Below are 14,663 nucleotides of genomic sequence, written 5' to 3' on the forward strand. Positions count from 1 at the left end.
TCCTAAAACACACCACCCTGACGGCGGAAGGTTCCGGGCGCCAGGCCGAAGCGCTGGCGGAACAGCTTGCCCAGATGACTGGCATCGCTGACGCCGATCTCGTCGGCGAGTTGCGCCAGGCTGTGGCTGGAGTTGAGCAGGCGCCAGCGCACGTGCTGCAGGCGCAGCTCGTTCCAGTATTCGCGCGCACTCATACCCTGGCTGGCCTGGAACAGGCGATCCAGCTGACGCCGGCTGATACCGACGCTGGCCGCCAGCTGCTCGATGCCATCGGCGCTGGCCAGGCCATGGCGCATCAGGGCGATGGCGCGGTCGACATGGCGCTCGCCGCTCGATGTGGTGTGCAGTGAACGCAGCGCGTGCTGGCCGCTGCGCGTCTCGTCCACCAGCATGTCGGCCAGGCCCTTGAGCGCCCGCGCCCGGCCGCTGCCCTGGGCCAACAGCTCCACCGCCAGGTCGATGGCCGCCGTACCGCCAGCGCAGGAGATCCGCGCGCCATCGAAGCAGTACAGGCGCTCGCGGGCTAGTCGCAAGTTCGGGAAGCTGGCACGGAATTCCGCCTCATGGCGCCAGTGCACTGCCACCCGATGACCGTCGAGCAGGCCGCAGGCGGCGAGCAGGAAGCTGGCATTGTCGATCGCCACCAGCTTCACTCCGGCGCGTGCGGCGCGACGCAGCAACGGCTGGTAGGCCGGCGCCAGCGCAGCGGTGGCCTGTGCGTTGCGCCCACCGAACAACACCAGATAGTCGTAGTCGGCCAGCTTCAGCTCGTCCGGCGTGGCCTCGATACGCAGCGCCGCACCGCTGCTGGACAGCACATGCCCTGGCTGCAGGCCGAGAATGGTCCAGGCGCAGTAGCGCTGTCGGCTGTAGTCCTCGTCGTCGGCGCTGAAGCGCAACTTGTCGAGAAAACCACCGAACGGCAGCAGGGCAAATTCCGGCAGGGGCAGCAAGAGAAAACGCAGGTCGGGGCTTTCGGCCATGTGATGTCCAGAATCAACCGTTAGATAGCCAGAATCTACCTCATTCAAGTACCTGTCGCTGACTAGACTGGCCGCGCCCAAACAGGAGACCCGCATGGCCCTCGAACTCTGGCTCGTCTACTTCGTCGCCACCCTTGGCCTGGCACTCACGCCCGGCCCCAATAGCCTGTTGGCACTGACCCACGGCGGGCTGTACGGCGCGCGCATGGCACTGGCCACCATCCTTGGCGGTGTGGTCGGCTTCAGCACGCTGATCGCCCTGGCCATGTTCGGCCTCAGTGCCTTGCTCAAGACCGCGCCCAACGCGCTGCTGGCGCTCAAGTGGATCGGCGGCGCCTACCTGATCTGGCTGGGCGTGCAGCTGTGGCGCTCGCCGCCGATGAACCTGATCCTGGCCGACAGCGGCGTCCGCCCCAGCACCAGCCGGCTGTTTCGCCAAGGCCTGCTGTCGGCGCTGTCGAATCCCAAGGTGATCCTGTTCTACGGCGCCTTTCTACCGCAGTTCGTCGACCCGCAGCGCGGCCTGGCCGTGCAGTTCGTGGTGATGGCAGCGACCTTCGCCGTGGTCGAGTTCCTCGTCGAACTGCTGCTGGCGCTACTGGCGTTTCGCGTACGCCCCTGGTTGCAGCGCGGCGGCCGCGCCTTCAACCGCAGCTGCGGTGTGCTCTTCGTGCTGATCGGTGTGGCGCTACCGCTGGCGCGCTGAGCACGTCCGGCATCAGGCCTTGAGCGCCTCGCCAATCGCGTAGTAATGCCCACCGGCCACGTGATGCAGGCTGCGCAGGCTCGGGTCGGCCGTTTCGAAATGCCAGCGGCCATCGCGGAACACGCGCTCGTCGGCCCAGGCGGCGATCACCTCGCCGATAAATAGGTCGTAGGCCTGCTGGTTGTGCGGCTCATCGATCAGCCGACAGACCAGCCAGGCGGAGCAGCCCGCCACCAGCGGCAGGTCGTGGCCTTCCATGGTGAACAGCTCGACGCCGGTATGGGCCAGCTTCGCCGGGTCGTCGGCCAGGCTGGCGTTGCCCACCGCCTGGGTCAGCTGCAGTTGCGCCACGGTCGGCACCTGGATGGCGAACAGGCCGCTGCCCTCGATCAGCGCGCGGGTGCGGGTGGCCTTGTCCAGCACCACGGTCAGCTTCGGTGGATCGAAATCCAGGGCGCAGCACCAGGCTGCCGCCATGACGTTATCCACAGCCTGATGACGCGCCGACACCAGTACGGTGGGGCCGTGGTTGAGCAGACGGTAGGCCTTGGCCAGGTCGACGGGACGGATGGGCGCGCTCATGCAGGCTCCTGAAAACGAAAAAGGCGCTCGCATGCTGGCCCGTGAAGGCCCACATCGCAAGCGCCTGTCTTAGCAACAGGGGATTAGAACTCCTGCACGGTCGGGCGCAGGACGATCTCGTTGATGTCGACGTCGGCCGGCTGCTCGATGGCGTAGGCGATGGCGCGCGCCACCGATTCCGCCGGGATCGCCTGCTTGTAGAAGTCGACGACGAAGTCGCGGCTCTGCTGGTGCGAGCTGCCGAACTTCAGCTCGGAGTCGACCGCGCCGGGCTCGATGGTGGTGGTGCGGATGCTACCGCCTACCTCATGACGCAGCCCTTCGGAGATGGCCCGTACGGCGAACTTGGTGCCGCTGTAGACGGTACCGCCGGGGCTGAACACCTTGATCCCGGCCACCGAGGCGATGTTGATGAAGTGCCCGGCGTTCTGCTGCTGGAACACCGGCAACGCTGCGGCGATGCCGTACAGCACGCCCTTGATGTTGATATCGATCATGCGCTCCCACTCCTCGACGCGCACGTCGCTCAGCGGTGCGATGGCCATCAGCCCGGCGTTGTTGACCAGCACATCGACGCGGCCGAAGGTGTCCAGTGCGCCCTGGATCAGCGCCTTGACCTCATCGGCGCGGGTCACGTCAGTCTGGTAGGCCACGGCCTCGCCACCAGCGGCGACCAGCTCGCTGACCAGTTTCTCGAGACGCTCCTTGCGCCGTGCGGCCAGCACCACCTTGGCGCCCAGCTTGCTCAGATGGCGGGCGGTCGCTTCGCCCAGGCCGCTGCTGGCGCCGGTGATGACCACGACCTTGCCGGAAATGTTGTTGCTCATGGGTAAGCCCTCTCTCGATTGGTTGGAGTGTCCGTGCCGTAGGCCGGACATGGGCTCACGTTAGAGGCGATTTCCGTTTCAATAAATGGAAGAGTTTGGATTAGGCTATTCCACATCATGGAATACAAAGGCGCCCCGACATGCTCAATCGCATGGAGATGATCCGCATCTTCTGCAGCGCGGCCGACTGCAGCAATTTCCGCGAGGCAGCGACTCGCCTGGGCGTTTCCCCGCAGGCGGTGACCCGCGCGATCAAGGCGCTGGAGGAAGAACTCGGCGAGATTCTCTTCCACCGCAACACCCGCCAGGTGCATATCACCGCCTTCGGTGAGGCCTACGCGGTGCGCGCCAGGCAAAAGCTGGAGGATTTCGACGCGCTGTTTCGCGGCCACCGCGCCGACGCCGAGTCAGCCATCGCCGGGCGCATCGGCATCACCGCGCCGCAGGCCATCGGCAAGCGCTTTCTGGTGGCGTTCCTGCAGCCCTTGCTCAAGCAGCACCCACAGCTGGTGCTGAACCTGCGCCTGGAGGACGAGATCACCGACGCGGTGGAGGCGCAGATCGACATCGGCATCCACGTCGGCTTCCTGCGTGACAGCCGCTACGTCGCCCGCGCCCTGGCACCGGTGCCATTGCAGGTAGTGGCTACGCCGGAACTGATCGCTGCCAGCGGCGCGCCGCGTGACCTCGACGAGTTGCAGCAGCGGCCGCTGTCGGTGCTGATCGACCGCAAGAATGGCCGCCCCTGGCCGTGGACCTTCGCTCACGGCCCCAGCCTGCATCCGCCCGCGCCCGCGTTTGTGTGCGATGACCCCGAAGCCGAACTGGAAGCCGTGCTCGCCGGCCTGGCCTACGGCCAGTTGCCCGCCTACCTGGCGCAGCCCTATCTGCAAAGCGGCCACCTGCAGGCGGTGCTGACGGAGCAGGCGCCCGATCCCTGGCAGCTGTTCATCTACCGCCCACAGCAGGGCCCGGTGCCGCCAAGGGTGCGCCTGGTGTTCGATCACCTGCGCGCCTGCTTCTCCGATCCGGCGCAGTTTCCCCAGGGCTGAGGTCGCTCACGGCAACGCCACTGTCGCCTGCGAAGCGCCCGCCCCGGCTATCGCTCCGTAACCTGCCTGAAGCCGTCTAAATCAGGGATCAGGAGCGTCGCATGAATGCTATCAACACAGGCCAGCAGGTCAGCCCAGCCACCTTGCACAAGGTGATCGCCGCCTCGGCCATCGGCAACTTCGTCGAGTGGTTCGACTTCGGCGTCTACGGTTTTCTCGCCGTGACCATCGCCTCGCTGTTCTTCCCGCCGGGCAATCCGACCCTGGCGCTGCTGCAGACCTTCGCCGTGTTCGCCGTATCGTTCGCCCTGCGCCCGCTGGGCGGTATCGTCTTCGGCATTCTTGGCGACCGCATCGGACGCAAGCGCGTGCTGTCGATCACCGTGCTACTGATGGCCGGCGCCACCACGCTGATCGGCCTGCTGCCGACCTACGCCAGCATCGGCCTGTTCGCCCCGCTGCTGCTGGCGCTGGCGCGTTGCCTGCAGGGTTTCTCCGCCGGTGGCGAGTATGCCGGCGCCTGCGCCTTCGTCATGGAACACGCGCCCACCGAACAGAAGGCCCGTTATGGCAGCTTCGTGCCGGTCTCGACCTTCATGGCGTTCGCCTGCGCAGCCGGGCTGGTGTTCGGCATGGGCTTGTGGCTGGACGAAGCGCAGATGCAGGCCTGGGGCTGGCGCGTGCCCTTTCTGATCGCCGCACCGCTGGGCCTGGTCGGCTTGTACATGCGCATGCGCCTGGACGAGTCGCCGGCCTTCCAGGCCCTGGCCGCGCAACCTCATCCGGAACATTCGCCGCTGCGCGAAACCTTGCGCGAGCACAGCGGCACCGTGCTCTGCCTGTCGGCGTTCATCTCCGCCACGGCGCTATCGTTCTACATGTTCACCACTTACCTGACCACCTACATGCAGGTGGTCGGTGGCGCAGCACGGCCGGTGGCTTTGCTGGCCAGCCTGATCGCGCTGTTCTTCGCCGCCCTGCTGTGCCCTTTCGTCGGTCGCTACTCGGATCGTGTAGGCCGTCGCCGCACCATCCTGACTGCCGGGGTGGCGCTGATTGTCGCGGTGTACCCGGCGTTCACCCTGGCCGCCTCGGGCACCCTGCTGGCTTCAGCCCTGGGCGCCATGCTGCTGGCAGTGGGTGCGGTGATCTGCGGCGTGGTAACCGCCGTGCTGCTATCCGAGCAGTTCCCCACCCGCGTGCGCTACACCGCCTCGGCGTTCACCTATAACCTGGCCTACACCATCTTCGGCGGCACCGCGCCGTTGATCGCCACCTGGCTGATCGAGGCGACCGGCAATCGCATGTCGCCGGCCTACTACCTGATCGTCATCGCCCTGCTGGCCCTGGCGGGTGGCCTGGCGCTACCCGAGTCGTCGAGGCGGCCGCTGAACTATCAACCGGCCTGAGACCTCGCCACGCTTGACTCACGGCTGCGGCGCACTGGCCGCAGTCTGTCTCCTACCACCCCGGCAGGCGTTGGCCGTACAACGAATGAGTCGGTTGCGCAAAGTGGACCAGTAACAATCCACAAAAATGGATCTATGTGGCTAGACCACTGGTGCGTACATTCGTCCTCACCGGGCCGCAGTGGTACTGCCAGTTGCAGAGGGGCATCGGTTTCTTCTCAACTCGCAGATGGATGAAAACCATGAGCCAGCGCCTCGATTACTTCGCACTCTCCCCCAAGGCCTCCGGCAAGTACGCCGAATTCTCCACGCTGCTGACCCGCAGCCCGTTCCTTGCGCCGCTGGCTCACCTGGTCATGCTGCGCGCCTCGCAGATCAATGGCTGCGCCTTCTGCGTCGACATGCACGTGAAGGAAGCGAAGATCCATGGCGAGCGCGAGCTGCGCCTGCACCATGTCGCCGTCTGGCGCGAATCGCCGCTGTTCTCCGCGCAGGAGCGCGCCGCGCTGGAGTGGACAGAAGCCCTGACCCAGCTGTCGCCGCATGGCGTGTCCGACGCCATCTACGCCAGCGTGCGCGAGCAGTTCTCCGAGCAGGAACTGTCGGACCTGAGCTTCCTGGTGGTCGCCATCAATGGCTGGAATCGCCTGAGCGTAGCCTTCCGTAACGTGCCGGGCTCCGCTGACAAGCAGTTCGGCCTGGACAAGGCCGACCTGGCCTGAAGCCCGATCTCAGAGAGGTTACGCCCATGCCTGCAGCTATCCGTGTGCTGCGCCTGATCAGCAGCCCGCGTGGCGCTGAATCGGAAAGCCTGCGTCTGTCTCAACAGGTGCTCGACGGCCTCGCTGGTCGGCACTCGCTGGAGGTGCAGGACGTCGACCTCAACGATCTGCAACATGTCGATCACGACTATGCCATGGCTCTGGCCTCTCCCTCTGACAGTGACCAGGCAGAGACCGGCAGCGCCCGGCGTCGCTCCGCCGAGCTGATCCGTCAGCTCGACGAAGCGGATGTGCTGCTGATCGCCACCCCCATGCACAACTACACCGTCCCCTCGACACTCAAGGCCTGGGTCGATCACATAGTGCGGATTCGCATGACATTCAACGGCACACCGCAAGGCAAGGTTGGCCTGCTACGTGACCGCCCGGTGTACGTGGCGCTGGCCTCAGGCGGGCTGATCAGCGGCGATCAGGCGCGGCAGCCAGACTTCCTGCGCCCCTACCTGCAGGCGGCCCTGGCCACGGTGGGCCTCAAGAACATGCACTTCTTCTGTGTGGAGGGTACCGCCAGAGGTGAGCATGCCCTGCTGGAAGCCCGCGCCGTGGCGCAGTCACAGGTAGCCGCGTTCTTCTCTGCCGAGTGAAACGGCTGACAACACGTCAGGCGTCTGAGCGAAGGATTCTGTAGGGTTGCGGACGATGGTGACGAATCGCCTGCGTCATCCATCAGACAGACTCGTAGCCCGCTCAATGGAACCTTCGCATGTTGCCCCAGCCGCTATACGCTCGACCGGTCCGCCTGGCCCTGCTGACCTTCAACTGCCTGGCAGCGCCAATCGCCCTGGCTCAGCAGCCCATGCAACTGGACGCCATGCAGGTCAGCGGCGCACCGCTGAGCGACATCGAGACCGCGCAGGAAGAGCTGAAACAGGTCCCTGGCGCCACCAACCTGGTGGACATGGACAAGGTCGAGCAGGGCCGCGTGGCCGGCGTCGCCGACGTGCTGGCCTACCAGCCCGGGGTCTATGCGCAGTCGCCCGGCAACGAGGGCGTGAAGATCAGCGTGCGTGGCTCGGGTATCAATCGTGGCCCCGGCTCGCACGCTTCCGGCACCCACATCCTGCTCGACGGCCTGCCGCTGACCGGCTCCGGCGGCACGCCCTACGAACTGCTGGAACCCTTGTGGATAAGTCGCGCCGAAGTGCTGCGCGGCGCCAATGGCTTCGACCGTGGCTCGCTGGCTTTGGGCGGCGCCATCGACTACATCACCCACACTGGCTACACCGCGCCCAAGCTGCAACTGCGCTATGAAACCGGCAGCCGTGGCTACCAGAAGCGCAACATCGCCTCCGGCCAGGTGCTGGGCGATTTCGACTACTACCTCGCCCTCACCGACAGCCACACCGATGGCTATCAAGATCACGCGTCGGGCAAAGGCAAGGGCGTGGCCGCCAACTTCGGCTATCGGCTCAATGAGAATCTGGAGACGCGCTTCTACCTGCGCTACCGCGAAACCGAGCATGAAACGCCCGGCCGCCTGAGCAAAGCGCAACTCAAGGACGACCCGCGCCAGGCCAACGCGTCCAATCGCAGCATCGACGCCCACCGCGATCAGCCCGGCAGCACCTGGCTGGCCAACAAGACCACCTGGCAGATCGACGACGACTCCACCCTGGTCGCCGGCCTGGCCTATCACCACTACCCCATGGATATCACCGAGACCGCCTATCGCGGCGGCGCCTACCGTATCCGCGTGGACTACAGCGATATCAGCGGCACTCTGAACTACACGCGCCGGCATACCCTGTTCGGGCTCAATAGCAGCACCACCATCGGCTGGCGCAGCACCATCAACCTGCCGAGCAGCAAAGCGAAAGAGACCGCGGCGTTGCCGATCAACGTCAACGGCATGCCCTATCCGGCCGGCACTCTGATGCGCGACTACGAGCACCTGGGTTCGGACAACGTGCTGCATATCGGCAACGAACTGGAGCTGGCGCCTGACCTGTGGCTGACCAGCGGCCTGGCGCTGATCCATACCCGCCGCGAAGTGCAGGTGACCTGGCCGACCAACGACGACAAGCTCGACGAAAGCACCTGGGACTACGCGCCACGTATCGGCCTGCGCTATCAGCTCAACCCCGAGGTGCAGCTGTACGGCAATATCAGCCGCTCGGTGGAACCACCGCATGCCTGGTCGATGCTCTGGGGCTCGCCGCTGCGCTTCTCCAGCACCACCACGCAGCCCTATGCCGCGCGCCAGCGCGCTGCCATCAGCCTGGACAACCAGACCGCCACCACCTTCGAGGTTGGCGGGCGCGGTGATTCCGCGCTGGGCCAGTGGGAGCTGGCCTACTACTACTCGCAGGTACGTCACGAGCTGCTCACCGTCGAGATCGAGCCCAACGTCATCGCCGAATCCAACGCCAGCCCCACCGTGCACCAGGGCATCGAAGCCGGTCTGACCAGCCCGCTGTGGCAAGGCGGCGCCGCTGGCGCACTGAGCCTGCGCCAGGCCTACACCTTCAGCGACTTCCACTACCGCGATGACGATGCCTTCGGCGACAACCGCCTGCCCGGCCTGCCGCGCCACTACTACCAGGCAGAGCTGCGCTACGACCACCCGAGCGGTTTCTACGCAGGCCTCAACACCCAGTACGCCTCGAAGGTGGCGGTGGACTACGCCAACTCCTATTACGCCGATGCCTACGCCACCTTCGGCGCCACCCTCGGCTACGCCTCGCCGAAAGACGACTGGCAAACCTGGCTCGACCTGCGCAACCTGACCGACAAACGCTATGCCGCCACCGTTACACCGGGCTATAACGACAACGGCGCCGATGTAGCGCGCTCCACGCCCGGGGAAGGGTTTGGGGTGTATATGGGGGTTTCCTGGAGTTGGCTCTGATGGCGCAGACGTACACCACGTACTACCTGGAGATGACCTCGCTGGATCAACTGAAGGCCAAGCCTCAGCGCAGCGACCTGCAGATCGTCGAGTGCGAAGAGCCTCAGCCGGCACTCAATCGCTTTCTCTACCAACTGGTCGGCTCGACCTGGGAATGGGGTGACCTGGACGACTGGAGCGACGCACAGTGGCGCACCATGGTGGAAAACGAAGCACACCGTACCTGGGTCGCCTATCACCATGGCGCCATCGCCGGTTACTACGAGCTGTTCCGTCCTGACGGGCGCAGCACGGAGATCCGCTACTTCGGCCTGGCTCCGCAGTTTCTCGACCGCGGCTTCGGTGGCCCACTGCTCAGCCATGCCATTCAATCGGCCTGGCAGTGGCCGGGGACTGAGCGCGTTTGGGTGCACACCTGCACCTTCGATCATCCGGCGGCCCTGGCCAACTATCAGGCGCGTGGTATGCGGGTTTATCAGCAAGAAATCAGCGACTTGGAAAACCCCGGCTGAGTTGTTGAACGACAAAAAAGCGAGAACAGCATGGACTGCAGGATCAGGCTTGCGACGAAGGAGGATGCGGCGGCGATCAGCCGTATCGTGATCACCGCGTTACGCGAGTCGAATGCTCAGGACTATCCAGCTGAGGTGATCGCCCAGGTCGAGAAAAGCTTCACACCCGAAGCTGTGGCTGTATTGCTCAACAAGCGCAAGGTTTTCGTCGCCTTGATGCACGACGATCTGATCGCCACCGCCAGCCTCGACGGCGATGTTGTCAGAACGGTCTTCGTCGAGCCCGGCCATCAGGGCAGCGGAGTGGGTCGCAAGCTGATGGAAACGATCCACGCTCAGGCGCTGAACGCCGACATGCTCACGCTGTTGGTACCGTCATCACTAACCGCTGAAGGTTTCTACGCCAGCATGGGCTATCGGAAAATTCGCGATGAGCTTCACGGCGCGGAACGCACCATCGTGATGGAAAAATCGCTGCAGACTCACTCAAAACACGAGTAACGCGTAGGGTGGACAACGCTCTGCTTGTCCACCGTCCTCACGCCATCCCTGCGCCGAACCGTCCTTGCGCAACAAGTGGAGGCAAGGCGTTCGACCCAGCGATGAGAACTTCATCGGCGGTAGCAACGTAGACACCTCTAGATTCGCAGGCATTGGCCGGACCAAGTGGTGGTATCCGTCGTCTCATCCAGAGACGTCTAATTGCGAAAACTCAACAGCAAGTTACACTTATCGTCACTTACCGTTGAGTTATCGTGATGAGCCAACGCCGAGAAACAGCCCAGCCCATACGCCGCCTCTATGACGGCCTGAGCAGCTTGGCGAATGCAGAACGCTACCTGTTCACGCCTTCGGATATGCGCGCCCTGGTTCCGGACATTTCCGCTGAGGCGTACCGCGCATTGCTCAGCCGGGCTGCCCGGGACGGGAAGTTGGAGCGTATCTGCCGTGGCCTCTACTTCTATCGACCCGTCAAACCGACAACCGGCCTGTTGCTGTTTCATGCTGCGGCACGCCTGCGCGCACATGAGTTCAACTATATAAGCCTGGAAACGGCGCTGAGCGACGCAGGCATCATTTCTCAAATACCGATGAACTGGATCACGCTGATGTCGTCGGGCCGCAGCAACCTGATCAAATGTGGTTTATGGGGCACCATCGAATTCGTTCACACCGCACAAAAAGCCGAGGCACTCTCGGGGCAACTTGATTACGACAGCAAATGCCGGATGTGGCGAGCCAAGCCTGCGCTGGCCATCCGCGATATGAAGGCTGCGAAAAGGAATCTCGACCTGATCGACTGGAGCATCGCCAATGAGTTTGTTTGACCAACTGGTAGACCAGGCCATCGGCAACCAGCCTGACCTAGCCAACCTGCGCGTCGTGGTAGAAAAGGAACTGCTGCATCACGACATCATGCTGGTACTGAGCGAGACCGGCCTGCTCGAGAAACTCTGCTTTATCGGCGGGACCTGCCTGCGGGCCTGCTATGGCTCCAACCGCCTGAGCGAGGATCTGGACTTCACCGGCGGCGCCGATTTCAACCGAGACGGTTTCGCTCAGTTGAGGGCCATCCTGATAGAAAGGCTGCAGACAAAATACAGCCTGCAGGTAGACGTCAGCGAACCAAGCAAGGAGTCCGGAAACGTCGATACCTGGAAGCTGAGGGTACAGACGCGCCCGGACGCACGCAACCTGCCAGCCCAACGCATTCATATCGATATCTGCGCCATCCCGAGCTACATGAGCACGCCCAGAGTGCTACTCAACCCCTATGGAGTGAACATGGGCACCCAAGGCCTGATCCTCAACGCAGAAGCACTCGAGGAAATCTATGTCGACAAGATCCTGGCATTCGTTCTGAGGCAGGGGCGGATCAAGAGCCGCGATCTATGGGACCTGCTCTGGCTGAAACAGCAGAAGATAGAACCAGCCCTGCAGTTGCTACCCGACAAACTCAACGACCACCGGGTGCAAACCCGCGACTTCCTGGAAAAAGCTGCGCAGCGCTCAGCGACGCTGATCAACGACCTGCAGGTCAAGGCAGATTTTCGCAGCGAAATGCAGCGTTTCCTGCCAATCCAACTCGTTGAACAGACGGTGAACGACGACCGATTCTGGGCTTATCTGATCGACGAGGTTCCAGGCTTGATACGCCGCGCGCAAAACAGCCTCGGTCCCGAAAAGGATTCCAGACACTTCATGATGTAAGCGGGCTGCTCTTGCACAGGCGTAGGGTGGACAACGCTCTTTTTGTCCACCGCCCCTCACTCACCACATCACTCCCGTGCCACACCCTCCTTGCGCAGCAAATAACTATCCATGATCCACCCATTACGCTCGCGCGCCTCGGCGCGGGTCGTGGCAATGCGTTCGGCCACCTCGTCCAGCGGGCCGGCGATGAGGATTTCATCGGCGGTGCCGACGTAAGCGCCCCAGTAGATGTGCAGGCCGTGGCCGACGAAGCGGCGGTAGGTGTCCTTGGCGTCGAGCATCACCGCCACGCTGTCCACGCCCTGCGGCCAGCCTTCGGCAAGCAGTCGGCCGGTGGTGATTTCCACGGCGCGGCCGATGCTGTTGAGCGGGATGCGGTGGCGGGCGGTCAGCGCTTGCAGGCTGGTGATGCCGGGGATCACGTCATAGACGAAATCGCTACGCCGCGCGGCGATGGCCTCGATGATGCGGATGCTGCTGTCGTACAGCGACGGGTCGCCCCAGACCATAAAGGCCGCCGTCTCGCCATCGGCCATCTGCTCGTCGATCAGTTGCTCGAACACCGCCTGCTTGTCACGGTTGAGCTCGTCGACGCTGGCGCGGTAGTCCGCAGCCTCGCGTTCTCGCTCCGGCTGCTGGCCTTCGGCGAAACGCGGTGTGTGGCCGTCCAGGAAGCGCGCGCAGATTTCCCGGCGCAGGGCGTTGAGCTTGTGCTTCGCCGCGCCCTTGTCCATCAGAAAGATCACGTCGCTACGGCGCAGCGCCTTGATCGCCTGATAGGTGATGTAGTCCGGGTCGCCGGCGCCGATGCCGACCAGCAGCAGGGTTTTCATGGGGTTCTCCAGGTGCGCCCCGACACGCCGGGCGCCAGGTCGTCGATATGTTGGTACTCGGCCTGCAGCGCCTGCGCCAGCTTACGCGCACGGCCGAGGCGGATGGGCGCACGCTCGGTGTCGAGCAGCAGGCTCGGGCACGGCAGCGGCGCCAGCGACGGCCAGTCGCGCAGGCGGCCATCAGTCAGTATCAGCAGGCGCTGGCGTTCATGCGGTTTCACGCGCTGGCGACGTAGCAGCCAGTCGCCGGCCTGCTGCAGTGCATCGAGCAGCGGCGTGCCGCCTCCCGCGCCCAATTCGTGCAGCCAGCGATGCAACTCGGCGCTGGCCTTGCGCCCCTGCCAAAGCCATTGCGCTTTACGGCCACCGGCCTGCAGCACGGCCAGGCGCGCGCGCTGGCGATAGGCGCTGTCGAAGACTTCGGCGAGCACGCCCTTGGCCAAGCTCAGGGCGCCATGGCGGCGAGTGGAGGCAGAGGCATCGACCAGCACCAGCCACAGTTCCTCAGCCTGCTGGCTGCGCGGGCGCAGCACCAACTGTTCGCGGCGTTGCGGCCGGCCCTGGCGCAGGGTCGCCGCCCAGTCGATACGACCGGCCACGCCGTTACGCGCAGCGCCGCGCAGGCCGCCACCGAGTCGTCCGGGCCGGTTACGGGCATCCGCGCCAGTGGCTGTGCGCGGGCGGATGCTCAGGGCTTTTTTGGCCAACGCGGCGGCACGCGCCGCTCACCCATGGCTTGCGGCTGCGCCGGCAGCTCGCCCCACTGACCTTCACCCTGGCTCTGTTCCTGCGCTTGCTGCGGTGCCTGGCCCTGTTCGGGCGGCGTGGCAGCCGGCGGTTGTGGCTGACGACGGCGATGGCGCAGAACGAAGTCCTCCACCGCATCGATATCCACAGGCTCGATGCCCGCCGCGCCACGCCAGGCGGCATGGGCGCGGGCGGCACGCAGCCAGACCAGATCGGCGCGCAGGCCATCGACGCTGGCGGCGAAACAGCGCTGGCTGATCTCGCCAAGGGCGGCGTCATCCAGCGGAATATCTGCCAGGCGCTGGCGGGCATTGCGGCAGCGTTCGGCCAGGGCGTCCTGCTCGCCCTGCCAGCGTTGCAGGAAGGCTGCGGGTGCCGCATCGAAGGCCAGACGGCGACGGACGATCTCGGCACGTTCGGCTGGCTGCGGCTGGCCATCGAGCGCCAGGTTGAGGCCGAAGCGGTCGAGCAGTTGCGGGCGCAACTCGCCCTCTTCGACGTTCATGGTGCCGATCAACACGAAGCGCGCGGCGTGACGATGGGAGATGCCGTCACGCTCGACATGGTTGACGCCGCTGACGGCGGCATCCAGCAGCAGATCGACCAGATGGTCTGGCAGCAGGTTGACCTCATCGACATAAAGCACGCCGCCATCGGCACGCGCCAGCAGGCCAGGGGAAAACTGCGCCCGGCCTTCGCCGAGGGCCGCATCCAGATCCAGGGTGCCGACGATGCGCTCCTCGCTCGCCCCCAGCGGCAGGGTGACGAAGCGCCCACCGTCGAGCAGATCAGCCAGGCCACGGGCCAGGGTCGATTTGGCCATGCCGCGCGGGCCTTCGATCAGCACGCCGCCGATGGCCGGATCGATGGCCGCCAGGCACAGCGCCAGCTTCAGCGAATCGGCGCCGACCACGGCGGCGAGGGGGAAGTGATGTTCGGTCATGGCTGTGATCCGTGGAGTTAGACGTAGCCCGGATGAAATCCGGGAATATCGAAAACGGCCCCGGATTGCATCCGGGCTACCGGCAGCCACCCGTAGGGTGGGTTAGCGGCGCAGAACGCCAGCCTTATATCTGCAGAAAACCGTGGCGCGCCGCGTAACCCACTAGGCGACATACCGTGTGCCGCCGACGGTGGGTTACGCCGTAACCGCTTCAACGAGTTGGCC

General features: G+C 64.7%; 16 protein-coding genes. 10 read left to right on the forward strand and 6 right to left on the reverse strand.

What is annotated here, in order from left to right; all coding sequences use genetic code 11:
* Positions 1-2: 2 nt before the first annotated feature.
* Positions 3-983, reverse strand: coding sequence for a GlxA family transcriptional regulator (locus BLS08_RS00705; protein ID WP_090335881.1), 981 nt, complete (start codon positions 981-983; stop codon positions 3-5).
* A 94-nt stretch (positions 984-1,077) separates the two neighbouring features.
* On the opposite strand from BLS08_RS00705, the gene BLS08_RS00710 reads away from it, so the two are divergent.
* A complete protein-coding gene (locus BLS08_RS00710) occupies positions 1,078-1,689 on the forward strand; it encodes a LysE family translocator (RefSeq protein ID WP_021487414.1) in 612 nt (203 codons plus the stop codon).
* A gap of 12 nt (positions 1,690-1,701) precedes the next feature.
* Here BLS08_RS00710 and BLS08_RS00715 read toward each other — a convergent pair whose 3' ends face one another.
* A complete protein-coding gene (locus BLS08_RS00715) occupies positions 1,702-2,271 on the reverse strand; it encodes a flavin reductase family protein (protein ID WP_021487415.1) in 570 nt (189 codons plus the stop codon).
* Between the two features lie 83 nt (positions 2,272-2,354).
* Positions 2,355-3,098 carry an SDR family oxidoreductase gene (locus BLS08_RS00720; RefSeq protein ID WP_021487416.1) on the reverse strand — a complete coding sequence of 248 codons (744 nt, stop codon included), beginning with the start codon at positions 3,096-3,098 and terminating at the stop codon, positions 2,355-2,357.
* Positions 3,099-3,238: 140 nt separating this feature from the next.
* Here BLS08_RS00720 and BLS08_RS00725 point away from each other — a divergent pair, with 140 nt between their 5' ends.
* From BLS08_RS00725 to BLS08_RS00765, 9 genes are all read left to right on the forward strand, one after another.
* The gene (locus BLS08_RS00725) at positions 3,239-4,150 is read left to right on the forward strand and encodes a LysR family transcriptional regulator (protein WP_075750985.1); all 912 of its coding nucleotides are present in this window, start codon (positions 3,239-3,241) and stop codon (positions 4,148-4,150) included.
* 101 nt (positions 4,151-4,251) lie between these two features.
* On the forward strand, positions 4,252-5,559 hold the full coding sequence (locus BLS08_RS00730; RefSeq protein WP_090335883.1) for an MFS transporter: 1,308 nt from the start codon (positions 4,252-4,254) through the stop codon (positions 5,557-5,559).
* A gap of 233 nt (positions 5,560-5,792) precedes the next feature.
* Positions 5,793-6,281: a carboxymuconolactone decarboxylase family protein gene (locus BLS08_RS00735; RefSeq protein ID WP_082107409.1), complete on the forward strand. Its 489-nt coding sequence runs from the start codon at positions 5,793-5,795 to the stop codon at positions 6,279-6,281.
* A gap of 26 nt (positions 6,282-6,307) precedes the next feature.
* Positions 6,308-6,925 carry an FMN-dependent NADH-azoreductase gene (locus BLS08_RS00740; RefSeq protein WP_090335884.1) on the forward strand — a complete coding sequence of 206 codons (618 nt, stop codon included), beginning with the start codon at positions 6,308-6,310 and terminating at the stop codon, positions 6,923-6,925.
* A gap of 119 nt (positions 6,926-7,044) precedes the next feature.
* The gene (locus BLS08_RS00745; RefSeq protein ID WP_090335886.1) at positions 7,045-9,189 is read left to right on the forward strand and encodes a TonB-dependent receptor family protein; all 2,145 of its coding nucleotides are present in this window, start codon (positions 7,045-7,047) and stop codon (positions 9,187-9,189) included.
* A complete protein-coding gene (locus tag BLS08_RS00750) occupies positions 9,189-9,701 on the forward strand; it encodes a GNAT family N-acetyltransferase (protein ID WP_090335887.1) in 513 nt (170 codons plus the stop codon). Before BLS08_RS00745 ends, BLS08_RS00750 begins: the two co-directional genes overlap by 1 nt.
* A 30-nt stretch (positions 9,702-9,731) precedes the next feature.
* The gene (locus tag BLS08_RS00755; RefSeq protein WP_090335889.1) at positions 9,732-10,202 is read left to right on the forward strand and encodes a GNAT family N-acetyltransferase; all 471 of its coding nucleotides are present in this window, start codon (positions 9,732-9,734) and stop codon (positions 10,200-10,202) included.
* Positions 10,203-10,459: 257 nt separating this feature from the next.
* Positions 10,460-11,029, forward strand: coding sequence for a type IV toxin-antitoxin system AbiEi family antitoxin (gene abiEi, locus BLS08_RS00760; protein ID WP_090335891.1), 570 nt, complete (start codon positions 10,460-10,462; stop codon positions 11,027-11,029).
* A complete protein-coding gene (locus tag BLS08_RS00765) occupies positions 11,016-11,912 on the forward strand; it encodes a nucleotidyl transferase AbiEii/AbiGii toxin family protein (protein ID WP_090335892.1) in 897 nt (298 codons plus the stop codon). The genes abiEi and BLS08_RS00765 overlap by 14 nt, the downstream gene beginning before the upstream one ends.
* Positions 11,913-11,980: 68 nt before the next feature.
* Here BLS08_RS00765 and cobF read toward each other — a convergent pair whose 3' ends face one another.
* The 3 genes from cobF to BLS08_RS00780 are packed head-to-tail and all read right to left on the reverse strand — an operon-like array spanning position 11,981 to position 14,438.
* Positions 11,981-12,748, reverse strand: coding sequence for a precorrin-6A synthase (deacetylating) (cobF, locus tag BLS08_RS00770; RefSeq protein WP_090335894.1), 768 nt, complete (start codon positions 12,746-12,748; stop codon positions 11,981-11,983).
* Positions 12,745-13,455, reverse strand: a complete 711-nt coding sequence (locus BLS08_RS00775; protein ID WP_090335895.1) for a vWA domain-containing protein — start codon at positions 13,453-13,455, stop codon at positions 12,745-12,747. The genes cobF and BLS08_RS00775 overlap by 4 nt, the downstream gene beginning before the upstream one ends.
* On the reverse strand, positions 13,437-14,438 hold the full coding sequence (locus BLS08_RS00780; RefSeq protein WP_090335896.1) for a magnesium chelatase ATPase subunit I: 1,002 nt from the start codon (positions 14,436-14,438) through the stop codon (positions 13,437-13,439). The genes BLS08_RS00775 and BLS08_RS00780 overlap by 19 nt, the downstream gene beginning before the upstream one ends.
* Between the last annotated feature and the right edge of the window lie 225 nt (positions 14,439-14,663).

The sequence above is a fragment of the Ectopseudomonas chengduensis genome, from assembly GCF_900102635.1.
Lineage (GTDB): Bacteria > Pseudomonadota > Gammaproteobacteria > Pseudomonadales > Pseudomonadaceae > Aquipseudomonas > Aquipseudomonas chengduensis.

What these genes read in the sequence shown, in the direction of transcription:
- BLS08_RS00750 (WP_090335887.1), top strand. Translation starts at nt 9,189, where the DNA reads ATGGCGCAGACGTACACCACGTACTACCTGGAGATGACCTCGCTGGAT.
- BLS08_RS00765 (WP_090335892.1), top strand. Translation starts at nt 11,016, where the DNA reads ATGAGTTTGTTTGACCAACTGGTAGACCAGGCCATCGGCAACCAGCCT.
- BLS08_RS00740 (WP_090335884.1), top strand. Translation starts at nt 6,308, where the DNA reads ATGCCTGCAGCTATCCGTGTGCTGCGCCTGATCAGCAGCCCGCGTGGC.
- cobF (WP_090335894.1), bottom strand. Translation starts at nt 12,748, where the DNA reads ATGAAAACCCTGCTGCTGGTCGGCATCGGCGCCGGCGACCCGGACTAC.
- BLS08_RS00720 (WP_021487416.1), bottom strand. Translation starts at nt 3,098, where the DNA reads ATGAGCAACAACATTTCCGGCAAGGTCGTGGTCATCACCGGCGCCAGC.
- BLS08_RS00730 (WP_090335883.1), top strand. Translation starts at nt 4,252, where the DNA reads ATGAATGCTATCAACACAGGCCAGCAGGTCAGCCCAGCCACCTTGCAC.
- BLS08_RS00725 (WP_075750985.1), top strand. Translation starts at nt 3,239, where the DNA reads ATGCTCAATCGCATGGAGATGATCCGCATCTTCTGCAGCGCGGCCGAC.
- BLS08_RS00715 (WP_021487415.1), bottom strand. Translation starts at nt 2,271, where the DNA reads ATGAGCGCGCCCATCCGTCCCGTCGACCTGGCCAAGGCCTACCGTCTG.
- BLS08_RS00710 (WP_021487414.1), top strand. Translation starts at nt 1,078, where the DNA reads ATGGCCCTCGAACTCTGGCTCGTCTACTTCGTCGCCACCCTTGGCCTG.
- BLS08_RS00745 (WP_090335886.1), top strand. Translation starts at nt 7,045, where the DNA reads ATGTTGCCCCAGCCGCTATACGCTCGACCGGTCCGCCTGGCCCTGCTG.
- BLS08_RS00735 (WP_082107409.1), top strand. Translation starts at nt 5,793, where the DNA reads ATGAAAACCATGAGCCAGCGCCTCGATTACTTCGCACTCTCCCCCAAG.
- BLS08_RS00780 (WP_090335896.1), bottom strand. Translation starts at nt 14,438, where the DNA reads ATGACCGAACATCACTTCCCCCTCGCCGCCGTGGTCGGCGCCGATTCG.
- BLS08_RS00755 (WP_090335889.1), top strand. Translation starts at nt 9,732, where the DNA reads ATGGACTGCAGGATCAGGCTTGCGACGAAGGAGGATGCGGCGGCGATC.
- BLS08_RS00705 (WP_090335881.1), bottom strand. Translation starts at nt 983, where the DNA reads ATGGCCGAAAGCCCCGACCTGCGTTTTCTCTTGCTGCCCCTGCCGGAA.
- abiEi (WP_090335891.1), top strand. Translation starts at nt 10,460, where the DNA reads ATGAGCCAACGCCGAGAAACAGCCCAGCCCATACGCCGCCTCTATGAC.